Annotated in this window: 8 protein-coding genes; 1 reads left to right on the top strand and 7 read right to left on the bottom strand. The window is 52.5% G+C overall.

What is annotated here, in order from left to right:
* Positions 1 to 454 precede the first annotated feature (454 nt).
* Positions 455 to 685 (top strand): SymE family type I addiction module toxin, encoded by a 231-nt coding sequence (locus ACXKZD_RS07435; protein ID WP_033758206.1) that lies wholly within the window; start codon positions 455 to 457, stop codon positions 683 to 685.
* Positions 686 to 995: 310 nt separating this feature from the next.
* Here the strand turns inward: ACXKZD_RS07435 and ACXKZD_RS07430 are convergent, their stop codons facing one another.
* The 7 genes from ACXKZD_RS07430 to ACXKZD_RS07400 form a co-directional block, all read right to left on the bottom strand.
* Positions 996 to 1,367: a hypothetical protein gene (locus ACXKZD_RS07430; protein WP_033758207.1), complete on the bottom strand. Its 372-nt coding sequence runs from the start codon at positions 1,365 to 1,367 to the stop codon at positions 996 to 998.
* Between the two features lie 3 nt (positions 1,368 to 1,370).
* Positions 1,371 to 1,622, bottom strand: coding sequence for a hypothetical protein (locus tag ACXKZD_RS07425; RefSeq protein WP_488981980.1), 252 nt, complete (start codon positions 1,620 to 1,622; stop codon positions 1,371 to 1,373).
* 5 nt (positions 1,623 to 1,627) lie between these two features.
* Complete coding sequence (locus tag ACXKZD_RS07420; protein ID WP_488981979.1) at positions 1,628 to 2,374, bottom strand: VENN motif pre-toxin domain-containing protein; 747 nt, start codon at positions 2,372 to 2,374, stop codon at positions 1,628 to 1,630.
* A gap of 285 nt (positions 2,375 to 2,659) precedes the next feature.
* On the bottom strand, positions 2,660 to 2,944 hold the full coding sequence (locus tag ACXKZD_RS07415) for an Imm42 family immunity protein (RefSeq protein ID WP_488981978.1): 285 nt from the start codon (positions 2,942 to 2,944) through the stop codon (positions 2,660 to 2,662).
* Positions 2,945 to 2,973: 29 nt separating this feature from the next.
* Positions 2,974 to 3,678: a hemolysin/hemagglutinin-like protein HecA precursor gene (locus ACXKZD_RS07410; RefSeq protein ID WP_488981977.1), complete on the bottom strand. Its 705-nt coding sequence runs from the start codon at positions 3,676 to 3,678 to the stop codon at positions 2,974 to 2,976.
* A 99-nt stretch (positions 3,679 to 3,777) separates the two neighbouring features.
* A complete protein-coding gene (locus ACXKZD_RS07405; RefSeq protein WP_033788410.1) occupies positions 3,778 to 4,161 on the bottom strand; it encodes a DUF6896 domain-containing protein in 384 nt (127 codons plus the stop codon).
* A 1-nt stretch (position 4,162) separates the two neighbouring features.
* Positions 4,163 to 16,636, bottom strand: a complete 12,474-nt coding sequence (locus tag ACXKZD_RS07400) for a hemagglutinin repeat-containing protein (protein WP_488981976.1) — start codon at positions 16,634 to 16,636, stop codon at positions 4,163 to 4,165.
* Positions 16,637 to 16,638 lie beyond the last annotated feature (2 nt).

The raw sequence follows: 16,638 nt of genomic DNA, 5'->3' as shown, positions 1-16,638 counted from the left end.
GACGGTCTGATTAACAAATCGCGGATCGATCCCGCACAGATAGTAGCTGTCACTTCCGGGCTACCGCTGACGGAAGCGCTCATTGCAGCCGCTATCTTCACCAGCAGGGAAATCTTTTCGTTATCATTTTCGGCGGCGATACGTGCGTAATCAGGAAGACAGACTGAAGACAGGTTAACGCGGATTTACAGCATGAAAGCCCGCCCACAACTGATATTTCAGAAGGCTACAGGACGAAGGAATAAGTGAATTTCAGACCGGGAAAAAGAATCCATTTTTCAGAGGCGAATCGCATTTTATGTCTTAGCTTTCAGCGAGTTTTCCCGGCATAAGGTGTATCTTTAAACAGGTAAAAACGGAACAGGAAGAGCCCAAGAAGAGATTTTTAGCGCGGCTGAAGCGGGGGGCAACCCGCAGCAGCCGCTGACCACAACTAACTATACGGGAGTTAATTATGGCTGATAAGCATCATAAGTCAGGAACACGCACGGTCACAACCGCTGCGCATTATTACAGAGTCGGATATCGGCCTAATAGGGGCCAGCCGAATCCCCTGCCCCAACTCACTATTAAGGGCCGCTGGCTGGAGCCGCTGGGCTTTACCACTGGCCAGCGGATCGAGGTGATCAACGAGCCGGGTCAGTTGATCATTCGCATCACGTCCGACACGGAGGGAACCGCATGAACATCACCTTTACCCCTAAGCCGATACTGGCAGGCGGCGCGTTGGCCGCATTGGGATTTACCACCGGCACTCCGATACAACAGACGCTTTAGCAGCATACTCTATGGATCTCTATCGTTACCAACAACGCCACTTAGGAAGCACTGTGCGGAACCAGCCAGGACTGACAGGATTTGGGTAGTGACTGGCTCATCGAGTCCGGCATTACCAGTGCTGAACAGTTTGAGTTGACCGCTGCTCCCAATGCGCTCCAGTTACAACGGCGAGAAGTGGATGTTTTTAAGGTATTAACGCCAAAATCCCCGGCTAACTAGCCGGGGCTCCTATCTTCACTTTGTTGTTGATAACGTTCATCTTGTTGAATTAATGGCTCTATCTCTTCTTCCCATATACGTTTTTGGTATAACTGCCCTTCACTGGTTTCCTTGCGAGCTGCTAAGTATTCTCTAATAACCTTAATAGATGTATTGAATTCAGACTTATTCAACTCATTGAAATTTATCTGGTCAAGAACCTGAACTTCCATGATTTTTTGATGTATTACAGGATAATTATCCTGTAATACTTCATCAAGTAACGCCTCCAATACATCGGATGCTTGACGATTTAGCACTACACTTAAATTTCGCTCACCATAGTTATTATTTAGGGCTCTATAACCAATACCAAAATAAGCACCCATGACTCACCTCATAATAATGATTTTATCTTGTTGTGATTTAGGCAATGTCTTTATGAAATCCATAAAGATCGCTTGGTTTTTTTGAGTCAGTACACTGAAGTCTACAGGGACTAAATCTGCTTTCTTCAGATGTTGTAAGATCTGATCCTGTCCATGAGGTATGTCTCCTGGCGATTTCGATGTTGTCATATTCTTTTCGTAAAACTTATTGATCCCATCAATTTCTTTTTGAGATAGATTTTTAGTTGTATACATTAAGTCTACTGATTTCCTGCGTTCGGCCCGCTTGTAATAATGAAGTCAGCATTCTTATCAAGTGAACTTGCTGCCCCTGAAGCCGAAGCTTTATTGTTGAGCGCTACATCCTTTCCAAACTGCTTCGCCAGTGCACCAGACGCGACTACAGCACTCACTCCACTCGCGATGTACATGGAACCAACATAAGCTCCTGCTCTCGCTTTGGCCTCATCCTCCGTGTACCCAAACGACATGAATGCCTGAGTATACCCTTCCAGAATATTGAATACTTCCTTCGCATTCGGATCTGTAGAGTTCAGCAAGTTCACTATCTGCTGATAACCCGCCTGAGCCTCTTTCGGATTCTGGTAAGTCTGGTTGAAGTAGGTATCTTGCGCGGCTTTCGCTTTTGCTCTTTCTGCCTGACAGCCAGCTCCTGTGCCATTACAGGCCGCATAAACCGCCATATCGCTTTCCAGATCCTTACGGTTTAACCTCTCCTTATCTTTCTGCTCTTCTGGCGTCAGGTTCTGTTTATTGTTGAGATATGTCTGGCGGCTCTTCTCTGTGCTACTCAGATAGTTATTCTCAACCTCAGTTCTACTGGCAGATGCCCCGCTACCCACCTCAGAGTTGCCATCAACCGCACCGCCCGCTGTTGCGCTAGCATGAGTTACAATGTTCGCAACCAGCATCTTGTCATCGGCTGACAGTTCCGAAGCATCCTTGCCGTATAGCAGGTGGCTGAGCGCGTCGTTATAGCTGAGCATCACGGCAGTCGGTTCGTACCTATCTAAAAGTGATACCTAAAATAAATCAGATGAATATTTTTTTATATGCGCAATGATTTCACTTATCTCATTTTTTGGAATGGTAATATCCTCAAGGTTTGGTTGTTCTATGTCCACCCAGGTTCTTCCGTTGTCTCCGTTAACTAACTCCGTTATTTTACCCCCAACAACCCTCACTGAATTTTCATTTGCAATAGCAAAAAAATATGCCCCTGAGTCGTTAATGATTGTAGTAGACGCGCAAAAATCAAACACTTGCTCAGGTTATTCATCATCATGTGTCGATTCTGGATATGTCAGTTTAAATAAGGCATTAAAAGCTTCAGTTGTAGTGGCCTTGAAGATCTCATCATTGCATGGAAAAGAAAGAAGGGCATTTCTTTCATCAATAACATCATAAATATCAACAGATAATGTAGATGTTCTGATATCTTCTGGATACATATGTCCATTTATAAAAAAATAAAAAAAACCATTTTTACAGGATTCACTCCATTGAGGAATACACTCTATCCAGATAGCAAACCGATAAGGATCACCGAAAATCATATTTATCTCCATTTCCCAGGTAACCCAAATTATTTTTTAACAGCGTTGGGAATATCGCTTTTTTTGATTGGGACTGATGCATCCCCCGTGCTCCCTGACCAATGCCACGAACCATCATTTGTATTCGTAAACGTATGTACATTGCCATTCTCGTCCAATACATACCTTTTCTTACCATTCTCTACTGAGTTACTAAACAACTGAATAGAGTTTGTAGGTTCGGTTACAGCGTTTCTATTATAACCGGCTTGCCCAGGCGTATGTTTACCATTCGATTGATAAACTAGCCCATTTTCAGCTCTGGTTGGGATAGGAACAGGCATCGCGCTTCCTTTATTTTTCCCGATTCCAGCTGCTATCCCTGCCGCGCTCGTTCCAACTGCCTGAGCCAGAGAGTTTATAGCAAGTTGCTTCGCTTCTGGCGAGTCCCCCGACGTTAATGCATTGTGAATAGCAGCCAACCGATCCGCTTCCAATTGAATCGAAGCAGCCAGAAGGATTGATAGTTCGTACTGTTCAAACGTGTTTAAGTTGCCATGAAGGCGGGATTGTTCCATTAGCTCATTTACGCGATTGGCATAATCTGCCATCAGTTGGCTAACTTCATTAGCTTTGTTGACGCAATTCTTAGCGCCTGTGCATCCAATAACGCCCTGATGCTGTTCTGCATTTAACTTTCTATACTTTTTAATGACATTCTTTTCGCAGTCAGAATCACTCTGGCACTTTGTCATCTCAATTGCGCAAGACTGGTTCTGTTTAAGACTCAGCGTATTATTCTCAACAACAAAATCCCGGCTCGATGCCCGAGGTGATTGTTAAAATTCTTTATATTAACTCGTAATAAACTCGTATTGCCGTTCTGATATTTTTTGTAAAAACCCAGATGAAGCCATTTCATCTAAAGTGCTTTTTATTTCATCATCAGTATGATTCGAAAAATATTGTGACAATCGCCATACGTCAATTATTTTCGCATTGTTAACATTATCTATTATATCAACCACTACTCCTGCGCTTGAGTTATTTTTAAAAAACCTAATCCCTTTTCCATGTTTTTTAAAATCCCATGATTCATTGCCAACCAAAATAACCCCCTTGCTCGGAAAATCCAGTAACCATTTAAAATCCTTTACTAAAGGATAATGAATGAAAAATGACCTCATCAAAGTTATCTGTAACTCTATGAAATGAATGACTTCTATTTGATTAATCATATTAGTACCTCACCCTTGCTTCAGCAGCTTCTCGCAAAAGCTGCTCACCTTGCTCTTTAGTCACTTCATGTATTCTAACTGGTATATCTTTGAGCCCAGCTTTTGCAGCTGCTTGAGCTCGATGATGTCCGTCAATGATAATCATTTTCCCGTTTACTAAAGCTACATCAACAGGATTATTCGCGTCAAATCCGTTTTCTTTCATATCTTTCACAAGACGTTTTACTTGTGAACCTGACATTTCATTCTTATCTTGTCTGCTAATTAACGTCTTTGGATCAACATTCTTACTGAAAGTTTTGTCGGTATTGTTATGATTATCTGATAAATAAGCCAAATCATCTTTATTCGGCCCGTCAGAGATCGGTGTTACCGTAGTATTCCCACTTGTAACGGTGTTTCCTTCTGTGTTTCCGGTATTTGTCGCGCCCCTCTGACCGGATTGATCCGGGCTGATGAGCGTCGTTCCTTTATTCTGATCGTGTACCGGATTAACCAGCTTACCGCCCGTAAGATCCCTGTCCGGCTGCGGAAAGATAGTGATTAGACCTTTCTGATCCTGGCCTACCATATAATCGTAAGCTTCACGCTGCTCTGGCGCTAACTTCTCTATCAGATCAGCCTTGCCCGTCATGGCAACGTTAAAGACATATTCCTGCTCTGAAACAGAGAGATTGTCCAGCACGGTATTCGCTGCGCCTATGCCCAGCAACGCCCCCAGGCCTTTCTCAACCAGCGCATTCCGGCAGGCAGCAATCTTAGAACAGCCTTGTGCGGCAAGCTTACCGCCCTCAACCAAAGCACCCAGCGCATTATTCTCAACCTCAGTTCTACCGGCAGATGCCCCGCTACCCACCCCAGCGCTGCCATCAACCGCACCGCCCGCTGCTGCGCCTGCCAGCGTTACAATGTTGGCAATCAGCATCTTGTCATCGGCTGACAGTTCCGAAGCATCCTTGCCGTATAGCAGGTGGCTGAGCGCGTCGTTATAGCTGAGCATTCCTGCAGTCAGTCCACCCGCTGCGCCGCCAATGGCGCTGCCACCCTGCGCTTTAGCAATCAGCCCTGACGCCAGCGTGTGCAACAGTACGCGCATAGGCTCGTTACCCTGCGATACCTGCTTGACCATCTGCGCCAGCAATGGAGCTGCGCCTGCCGCCACCGCGCCGCTGACGTTACCGCCCGCCAGCCCGGCAAACAGCCCGCTGATAGCCTGTGCCGCAATCTGCAGGTCTGACCCGATACCGTACTTCTCTTCAACATTCTGATCGATTTTATCGAGTGCTTTTTTCTGATCCGCTTCTGAAAGCTTATTGAACGCAGCATCGTTTTTAAGCTTGTTTCTCTCCTGCTCTTTCTCCTGCTTCTTCAACGCATCAAAGGTCTGCTGAATCGCCTGCTGTCCGAGTACGGCCATTTCTCGCTGGATGGCAAGGCTGCCTTCTGCTTTTTGCACATCAAACTTATCTTTCAGCACATTCTCCGCCGCGGCGGTGTCGCGGCTGATTTGGGACACATCCTGCTTCTGCGCATCCGGATTGCGGATCTCAATCGTTCCCGGTGAGATGGCGCTGTAGGTGGTAGAACTTGCCCTGTCTTTCGTCTGCTGCAGCGTGCCCATGGGCAGCGAGTTATCGCCCGACTGCTGGGAATGACCAGATTTTGATGTGTCGTTCCCTGAACTGTCAGATGTATGAGTAGTGTTTTTTCCCATGCTGCCGCTGACAGCTGCGCTGAAGCCGCTGCCGCCCGCATTGGCGTGGTTTTCAATATCCGTCCAGCCCAGCGTCCCGGTGCTGAGGTGATTTTTGTCCGGCGTTGCAGATGAGGCGATGATCGCGCCATCAAGCTGGGTATGGTTGCCGACGTAAATTTTGTAGCCGCCATCACCCGCGCTGATCCCGCTCTGCTGCTGTACAGAATCAAAATCATTGTAAATTTTGCTGCCGCTCATGCTGGCACTGCCCTGCACCGGTACGCCCGCACAGATAGGCGGTATGCAGATACTGGCGCTGAAGCCTGATGAGCTCTGATGGCTGTCGTAGCTTGCGCGATCCTGCTGGCTGGCAATTTCCAGGTTACGGCCCGCGTTGAGGTCAACGTGATTGCCGTTGAGGTTTGCTCCGTTCAGCTTGACGTCCTGACCCGCTTTGACCGTCAGATCGCCCGCTGCGGACACTTCGCTGTTGTGATGAGTAATGCTGCTGCCATTTCCGTTTGCACTGTTCTGGCTGGCAGCCAGCTCAAGGGATAAGCCGTTCTGGCTGCCGCCAAGGCCGAAGCCAACACCGACGCCGTATTTGCTGCCACCGCTGCTTGACTGCTGGCTGCTGCTGTCCTCGGCGCTGTTCAGGGCGATATCGCGCCCCGCATTCAGCGAGACGTTATCACCGCTGATTTTTACGCCTTCGCCTGTGATGTCCTGCTTAGCCGTGACTGCTACGTCGCCGCCCGCCTTAAGCACACTGCCGCTCTGCTGCGTGCTTTTCTGTTCCACGGACTGATGGCTGCTACCCACGGTGGCGCTCACGGTGACTTTGACGGCTGCGGTGTTCTGGTTGTAAGCCGACAGCGCGGTCATGGCCGCCTGCGCGGCATAAATGGCCTGCAGGCGCGGATCATCACTCTGTTTGTGCGACTGAGCCACCTTGTCCGCCGCCTGCGCCATGCTCACGCCGTAGCCGGAGACCTGCGCGGTGATGCCATACTGCGAGGATTTACTGCTGCTGCTGCCTTCGTGCGTGTCTTTTGACGGATCGAGGTGGATGTTCTCACCGTTGACGCTCAGCGAATTGCCTGCATAAACGTCAGCCCCCTGCAGGTTAACGTCTTTGCCTGCATTAATCGAAACGTTACCCAGCGTACTGACGATACCGCTGCGTACGGTGTTCTGCTGCGTGCCCGTGCTGGCGTTTTTCCAGCTGTTATGACCCACGCCAACCGTTCCGCTGTAACCATCGCCGCCCAGATCGCCTATAGCGTGGTCAGACCCGGAGGTCGATGCCTGCTGGCGGTCTTCGCCTGCTACGACGCTGATCTTACCCTGCTCCGCGTTAAGCGAAACGCCGGAGGTGCCGGTCAGGGTTGAACCGCTGATTGCGATGTCACCTTTATGGCTGGTGACGTCAACACTACCGGCGGTTATTGCGGAAGTGTGTTGCGCGAGCATGCTGCTATCACCGCTCATCTGGTTGTTTTTCGAGCCGTAATTAGTCCCTGCCGAACCATTGTTTGGCGACCCGCCGCCGCTACGTGCCAGCGCACCAATTGAAGCTGATGTTGTTGCCGACCAGCTCTTACTGCTACTGCTGCTGGCAGCCTTCTGGCTGTCAGAGGCTGTGGTGATGTCAATATTACGGGTAGCGTCCAGTGAGGCTCTGGCACCGGCGTTCAGGCTGCTGCCCTCAACCAGAATGTTGCCGGTGTGGGTATCTGAATCGCCGCGGGCCTTCAGTAGCAGATTTCCGGTGGTATTGAGCGTGCTGCCGCTCTGATAGATGCTCTCGCTGTTCTGGCTGACTTTACTGCCTGAACGGCCATAGGTCAGTCCCGGCGCCGGAGAATCCAGCGAACTGGCGCCCAACTCATTGCCAGTCTGCTTCATCTGCTCGTACACCGAACTGGTGTTGTTCATGATGTCACGCAGATTGCGCACGGTGTCCAGTGGCGTTAAGTTCAGACTCAGACCAAACCCGCTGCTTTTCGACGCCTGCTTCGCGGTTTCGCGCACCAGGTCCTGCCCGGACACGATGGCGATGTTTTTCGCCGTCACGCTGATCTCGCCATTCTGGCCGCCCGCAATAACGTCGCTTCCCTTGATCAGCGCGTTGTTACCCGCCGTAATGCTGACCACACCGTTGCCTGCACCCACCAGGCTTCGCGCATCGCTCTGCGTGACCTGGTCGCCGTTACGTTCACTTTTAGCAGACTGCTTACCGTAGCTGAGTCCCAGACCACCACCCATCAGGCCACTTTTCTTCTTCTCTTTCAGGCTGTAGGTAGATTGAGTATTGGTGGCGGTAACAATATTCAGGTCATTGCCTGCACTCAGTGCGACGCCTTTGTCACCGGCCACAGACGAGCCCTGAACGTTCAGGTCGTTTCCGGCAATGACAGACACGGTGTTGCCGCTCAGTTGTGAAGCCTTTTCACGGGTGTCGCTGTTTTCCTGAATGGTGTGCGTAGTGGTCTTTTTCAGGAAACCTTTCTTGGTTTTGGTCTCTTCACGGTAGGCATAATCACTCTCCGTCGCAGTGGTGATATTGACGTCGTGTCCAGCCTGCAGCGCCAGATCCTTATTGGCTGTGACTGTTGCGGCCTGGCTTGTGATGTCATTGCCCGCCAGTAGCCTGGTACTCCCGCCGCTGGCAATTTCAGTGCCCTGCTGGCGTACCGACTCATTAATCTCAACCTTCTTACCGGATTTGTAGCTATTACCAGAACCGGTTTCAGCCGCCAGCAGATTGACGTCACGTCCCGCCAGCAAGGTCACGTCTTTGTCTGCGGCGATGCCTGCCGCCTGGCTATTGAGATCGCGTCCGGCCTGAAGTGCTAAATCGCCTCCACTGGTCAGCGTCGTGCGATCCAGCCCGGTTGAATGGGTTTCACGTTTACCCTTCACATCATTCTGGCTGGTCGTCGCGCTGTTGAGATTAAGATCGTTACCGGCTGCCAGCGCCGCGTTTTTACCTGCGCTGATGTTGCTGGCGGTAACAGTCAGATCGTGGCCCGCCTGCATCGCCATGTTGCCGCCTGCGGCGATCTGGCTGCCGACCGTGGTGACGGTGGTTGTGCTGGTTGGGTCAACTTTTTGCCAGCGGTTTCCGAAGCCGGATTGCGCGCTGCCAGTGACGTTCTGGTTCCCGGTGATAGCAATATCATTCCAGGCGTTCAGCAGCAGATCGCCACCCGCTTTGAGGTTAGCGCCGGTGACGGTAATATCGTTGCCCGCCTTAAGGCTCAGAGAATCCAGTGACGTGATGCTCGCCGTTGGCCCGCTCAGGGTTTCGGTATAGGATTTCTTCGCACCCTTACCGTTGTCTGCATCCAGATGCCAGAGCTGTGATGTGGTAAGGTTGTTGATGTCACCGTTAACACTCTCCAGTGCCACCTTTTTACCGCTGATAGTCGCGCTGACGTTGTTGATATCATTCAGTGCGCTAAGCTGCAGATCGCCCCCTGCATGGAGCAGACCGGCGTTGAGGTTACTGAGCGTGTTCTGACTGTCGATGGTCAGATCGTTTTTAGCCATCACGCTACTACCGGTGTTGATGACGTTTCCGCCTTTCAGCGTCACGTTGTTACCGGCAATTACGCTGCCATCACGCACTTCCACATCTTTTGTAGACAGATAGAGCTTCGGCACCATCACCGTTTCACCGTTGATGGTGGTGGCTTCCCACCAGACTATACTCTTGTCTAAAGAGGCGAGTTGCCCGGCAGAGAGTGAGACACCAAACTCCAGTCCCAGCGACTGCTGCGCAGCCGCAGCGTTGTCCATCAGATAGCGCATCTGGGCGAGATCGGATCCCAGGCCATTGATGTAGCGATTACCGGTCTGATTCAGTATTGCATTACTGACGTAGCGGGTATCAAACGCCGCATCACCGAGAAAACGATAATCATAATCTGGCTTCAGGTTAAGGCGATCAAGCATGTATGAGGAGCCGAGGAAGGCGTTCTCGTCTGTGTATTGGGGGCGCGTTTCCTGTAATGGCGTGGTGGCAGGCTGTTTGCCCAGTTTTGCGTTCAGCTCGCCGAACAGGCTCTGATCCAGCTGGCCCAGGCCATTAAGTTTGGGGTTAACGGTAATCAGATAGCGGCTATTGGTGTTCGACGCAACAAAGTAGCCGTTCTGACCAGAAGGTAATGGATAGGCGCTGATATCAACCTCAGCGGCCTTATAGTTATGCAGCGACGCAGGACCCTGAGCAGCATTCGTCAGGTTGACGGCTTTACCCAGCGCTGCGTTGTTTTTACCCGCAGTTGTATATTGCGTCAGCGATGCGCTGCCCTGTGAAGCACTCTCCAGCGCACCTGCGCCATTGACCTGCTGCAACGCATTCTGGAGCTGATCGCGCCATTGAGGGGTATTAATTGCGGCTTTGTCGGCAGCAGCCAGTTGCTGATGAGACTGCGCGCCTGCGGTGCCTGCAGCGGTTAAGCCGCGTAAAGCGGGGGCCGAAAGGGTGTTACCGCTCCAGCCGGCATTCGCTGTGGTGTTGGTGTTGCTGATATCGCCGCTGAAGTTAGCTGAGACATTGCCTCCGGCCTGAATAACCGACCGGTAGAGCTCTCCCGGAGTGAAACTCGTCCCCTGATCTGAAAGTGTATATGTTATTGATTTTACTTTAGGCTTATTGCGAGAGCCGGTAGTAGCATAAGTATTTTGATAACCGTTTTCACTAGTACTTGTATATAGGTGTGCGTAATCAAACAGTATCCCTTCATGCTTATAAGTAAAATAAGTACTTTGTGTCCCAGCCTGCCAGGATTGGTTGTTCAATTGATTTCCGGATAGAGAGATATCTCTTTGCGCCAGAACATTACTGGCCTGATTATCAAGCGAACCTGCCCTTATATTAATATTACGTCCTGCGGCTATGCGAGCTGCACCACCATTACTGGTGACGTTTATAGTGGTGCTAGATAATGAAAAACTCTTAATCGCGGCTTCTTTTGTTGGTACGTAGTAATATGCTGTTGAAGTTTTACAACCTTGCCCATTTTTTCCCCATGAATCGCATGTTGTCCTTGAGTTTACGAATACTCCATATTCCTCTGGTTTAAATTCCGATATTGGAACATTTATTAGGTCTACGCCTAGTCCCGTCTGGTTTGAAGCGCTATGCGTTTCAGAAACACTCAACCCATCCCTTGTATTCAGCAAATGTCCCGTATTAATCGTGATATCGCCGTTCTGCGTTTCGATGGTGCCGGAGTTATTAATCACCTCGCCGTTAGCATTTCCCGCGGCATCGCCCTGCAACCACATACTGCCGCCTGCCAGCATATCGGCACGCTGGTTGCGGATGCTGTTGGCAAAAAGAGAGAGATTGCCGGCCGCATAGAGCAGCGCGTTATTGACGATGCTGCCCGGTGCGCTGAGGGTCAGATTGCCCAACGTACCCGTAAAACCATCAACAGTGATATCGCTGCGGCTGGCTAAGTTGATATTCCCGCCGCCCTGCAGACTGCCATTCCCGTTCATGGCGATGCGGTTGCCGCTTAACGTACTGTCACCCGAACCGGTAGTGAGCTGACCATTATTAGTGAGATCGCCGCCTGCACTCAGCGTCAGCGCCCCGCCCTGCATCGTGCCCTGGTTGTCTATCGCGCCATTACTGCTGACAGAGAGTCGCCCGCCCGCAGCCAGCACATCGCGACCGGTAAAACCATTCGCGATCTCCAGCGTGGCATCACCCAGTGCCACAACCTGACCGGTCTGATCAAAGCCATTGCTGTGAACCAGTAAACTGCCGCCACTGAACAGACGACCACTGCTTTGCTGATTGACCTGAGCGGCCATTACGCTCAGCCGGTTGTTACCCAGCAGCGTGCCGCTGTTGTTTACCTGCTGATAATTGACCTCAAGGTTGCCGCCCTGGACTGTGCCCTGGTTGCTGAAGCCATTGCCGGTCAGCGTGCCCTGACCATCGGCCAGCAGCGTACCGTTATTGCTGGCATTGGTGGCATTGAGAATCAGCTGCGACGCCTGTAACCAGCCGTTGTTATTCAGCTGCGGCGTATTCAATGTCTGCGCACCACCCGAGAGCCACCGCCCATCGTTTTGCGTTAAACCGGTTATTGTCGCGACACCGTTGCCATTGCCCTGAATCAGGCCATAGTTGAACAGTTCAGGCCCGGTCAGCGTCAGGGCGTTTTGCGTGATCATGGCGCCATTGCCGCCGTTGGTGACGCGTCCACCGGCATTGACCAGCAGGCTGTTGTCACCCTGTAAGCGCCCGTTGTTATCAACCGCGCCCGTGGTGATCTGCAGGTCGCCGCCCTGCACGCGTCCGGCATTATTAAGCGAGGAGGACTGAAGCGTCAGCCTGCCCGAACTGAGCAGCGTTTTATCCTGCTGCTGAGTCAGTGCACCGTTAAGGCCAACCGTCAGCGCCTCCACACCGGTGACTGCGCCGTTATTGTTTAACGTGTCGCCCCGTAGCGTCAGGTTTCTGGCAATCCATTCACCCTGATTGGTCAGCGTCAGTGCCTGCAGTGCCGCTGTGCCATTCGCTGAGATCTTACTGCCAGCGCCCGTATCAAGGCGATCCGCCAGAATCAGTTGCAGCGCATCCGCACTCTGGATCGCGCCATTATTGGTCAGTTTCCGGGCATTCAGCAGGATCTGCTGTCCCTGCCAGCTGCCGTTGTTAACAACGTCCCCGCCGTTAATGTTCAGCGTGCCCTGCGTCAGCAGCGATCCTCCCTGGTTATTGATCAGCTGACGTGATGGCGCGGCCAGCGCTCTGAGCAGCATTCGCCCGGCCACCTGTGGCGCAGCGGCAAACGTCAATGCCTGCAGACCAATCAGGCTGCCCTGATTAATGACGCTGGCGGGTGAAATGGTCAGGGTTTTGCCCTGCACCGATCCGCTGTTATTCAGCGCGGCACCGTTCAGCACCATCGCCCCTTCACTGAGCAGTGAGCCGCTGTTGTTCAGCGTGTTCGCCGTAACCTGTGCAGTGTTCTGACTCATCAACGAGCCGGTGTTATGCAGTTCATTGCTGATGCTGGCGTTCAGATCTTTGCTGCCCAGCAGCGATCCCTGATGCAGCCAGTTATCAGCGTTAACCGTTGCCTGCTCGCCCTGCAGCGTTCCCTGGGTGTTAAGCTGACCCGCGGTCAGCGTCAGTGTTCCGCCGCTCAGCGTTTTGCCACCGGCAGATTGCGTGATGTTATCGGCCTGAGCAGTCAGCGCCGTGTTGCCCTGTAACAGACTGTCGTTGTTCAGGCTGGTGCCCTGCAACCCCAGGCGGTCCGCCATTATTTTGCCGCTGTTGCGCAGCGTGGTGGCATTAAGGTCGCTCTCTCCCTGGCTGACCAGCGTGCCGCTGTTGATCAGATCGCTGGCGATATTACCGCGCAAGGCGCTGATGCCATTGATGTTGCCGCGATTGTCGAGAGAATCCAGCGTGACGTCGAGTTGCTGGCCCTGCCAGCTGCCATCATTGATCGCGTTACCGCCCTTGACGATCAGTCGATCGCCGCTCAGCAGTTGCCCATTGTTGTGGTTGAGGGTCTGAGCAAATCCGAGATCCAGCAGGTTGTCGCCCTGAAGCAGTCCGCTGTTCTCCAGCGTATTACCGCTGGCGCTGAGTTGCTGTGCCGCAATCTGGCCGCTGTTACTGAGCGTTTGGGCATGCAGGTCGGCCTGCTGGCCGGTCACGATCTGTCCCGTACTGCTGTTATTCAGCGTATCGGCAATCTGAAGATCGAGGTCATCGCTCAGCAGGCGTCCGCTGTTGTTGAGACGGTTGCCGTTGACTGAAAGCTTACCGTTAACCTGCAGCAGCCCGTCGTTATCCAGTTGATCTAACGTCAGCGTCAGCGGTCCTCCGGCGATTAACTGGCCGCCATGGAGGTTGTGGAGTTGCTGATGATCCAGCGTTAAGGTGCTGTTGCCCTGCAGCAGACCGCCGTTACTGAGCACTGGCGCATGCAGGCTGAGGTTATCTGCCGCCAGTGTGCCTTTGTTATCGATCTCCCCAGCCTGTAAATTCATCTGCTGCTGGCTGATCAGGCTTCCGCTGTTATCCAGCACCCCCCCGACATGGGCTGTCAGTGCCTTTCCGGCGCGAACAGTGCCACTGTTCTGCAACGCCTTCGCGTTTAACGCCATCTGATCGGCCTGCATTGCGCCGTGGTTATTTAGTGAAGTGATGTTGCCGTTCAGGGTGCCGTCACTCAGCAACTGTCCGCCCTGCTGATTATCCAGCTGGTCGCCCTCCAGCGTAATCTGCTGATTACCCTGAATCAGGCCACTGTTAATCAGGTCGCCCCGCAGCGTCAGCGCCTGGGCAATCAGCCAGCCGCTGTTGTCAGTGTGATTCGCTTTTAGCGCGATGCCCTGTTGTCCCAGAATCTTGCCGCTATTGACCAGCGTGTCGCTTTGCAGGTCGGCGTCGGCTTCACTGAGGGCATTGCCGCTGTTTTGCCAGCGGTCAGCATTCAGTGTCAGCTGTTTGCCCTGCATCAGTCCGCTGTTGTCCAGCGTCTGCTGTTGCACATTCAGCTGGCCTGCGCTGAGCAGCGTGCCGCTGTTGATTAACCCGCTGCCCTGCAACGATACTGCCTTGTCGCCCTGGATTGTTCCGCTGTTATTGATCTGGCTGACATCGCTATTCAGCGCTGCGGCGGCGATGATGCCCTGATTAGTCAGTACATCGCCGTGCAGCTGGAGTGGGTCACTGGCAAGCAGTTTGCCACCCAGCTGATTATCCAGATGCCCGTACCGGGCGCTGAGGCTGGCAGCGTTGATTTCCCCGCTGTTGTTCAACTGGTCGCCGCTGACAACCAATGTTTTGCCGCTGGTGATCAATCCGCTGTTATTAAGCTGTGGCAAATCGAGCGCAAAATCGTTATCGGAGCTGATCGTCCCCGCAGCAAGGTTATCCAGCTGTCCGGCATGTAAAGAGAGCTGATTAGAGCCCTGAAGCAGGCCGCCGTTACTGATTTGCGCGGCGATCAGCGTCAGATTCGGTGCGGTTAACGAGCCCATGTTACGCAGTTGTGCACTGTTCAGGATGAGTGCGTTCTGACTGCTGATGGCCCCCTGATTTTCCAGCCTGCCACGAGCGGTCAGTTGCGCGTCACCGCGTGCAGTGATGGAGCCGTTTTGTTGCAGCGTATCGCTGTTAATCACGGCATCGCCATGACTCATCATCTCGCCACTGTTATTCAGGGTCGGGGCATCGATTTGCAGACGCTGACTGACCAGATTGCCGCTGTTGCTGAAGGTGTCCGCAACACTGAATAGTGTGTTGCCCTGTGCGGAAAAGATCCCGTACTGATTCAGACGATTAGCCGTGATCGTGGCATCACCCGTACTGATCAGTTTGCCGCTGTTATCAAGAGTGCCGCTTTGAATGTTCAGGCTGCTGCCACTGATTTCATCGCGGTTAGTCAGCTGTCCGCTCACAGCCAAAGTATTTTTACCCTGAGCCAGCAGCTTACCGTTCTGTTGCAGAGTGTTAGTGCGAACCTGCACGTCACCATTACTGGCCAGGCTGCCACGGTTAGCGATCTGCGCGGCCTGAATATCGAGTGTTTTTGCGGCGGCGAGCTGACCGGCATTATCCAGCTGAGAGGTGACAGAGAGTTGCAGCGCGTCTACCGCACTACCGCTGCTGCTGTTATCAACACTCAGGTTGGCACCGCTGAGACGCACATTCTGGCCTGCTTTAACGCTGCTGCCTTTAAGCGTGATACTGCCCTGACTGTTGAGATCCAGCGAGGCGTCGCTGCCCAGCGAGGCCCCATTTAAGGCAATATCCTGCTGCGCTGTCAGTGCGACGTTACCACCCGCTTTATGTTCGCCCTGCAGGGCGATGCTGCTGCCTTTTGCAGTCAGGGTGCCGCTGGTCAGGCTGTTGTTGACGCTTAAGCGACCTTGCGCATCCAGCACCATATCGCCCTGACGGGCATTAAGATTGCCGAGATTGACGCCAACGCCGTTTTCGCTGGAAACCAGATGGATGCGGTTTGCGTACATGCCGCCCAGCGCGCCGGTATCTACAGCGACCGCTGGCGCAGCACCTTCGCCCGCGATGGGTGTCACGCTGCCATCAGCACCGACCCGGTTTGCGCCCAGCGTCACATTAAGATCTTTGGCATGGATGCCCGCGTTGATTTCGGTTGCGCGCGCGATGATCGAGACAGCATCAGCCTGGCTGCCATCCAGTCCTTTACCCTCAATGCTGATTGCGCCTTTCGTCACCTCCAGCGATTGCAGATTGCCCTGCGCATCAAGCTGCGGTTTACCTGTGGTCAGTGTGACGTTGGGCGTATTGATAAAGCCACAGCCGTTACAGGTAATGCCATAAGGGTTAGCGACCATCACGTTGGCCGCTTTACCCGCTACCTCGGTATAGCCCTGCAGCTGTGAACGGTTAGCACCCACCACCTCATTGATAATGGCCCGGGCTTCCTGCCCTGCTTTGAGATTCGGGTTGTTCTGGACAAGTCCACCCAGCTGGGTCTGCGTCAACCGGCCGGTTGCGTTGTTCAGGATCAGCCCTTCCTGGCCCACGTTGTAATTCTGATACTGGTTATGCGACAGGCCCGCCGCATTCGGCGTCGCGATATTAATGACCGGCACGCCATTCCCGGCAGCATCAACTTTTGTTCCTGTTGTGACGGGCGCTATCGCCGCAGAAAAGGCGGGCAGCAGTGGCTGAAACGCGATCAGCGAGCAGATGAGATAGCTCAGCAGACGACGCGGCAGTGAAAGCTTTAATTGATCATCCATAA

This window comes from Pantoea sp. ABR1s (genome assembly GCF_057812235.1).
This window is presented reverse-complemented; position numbering and strand designations above follow the sequence as displayed.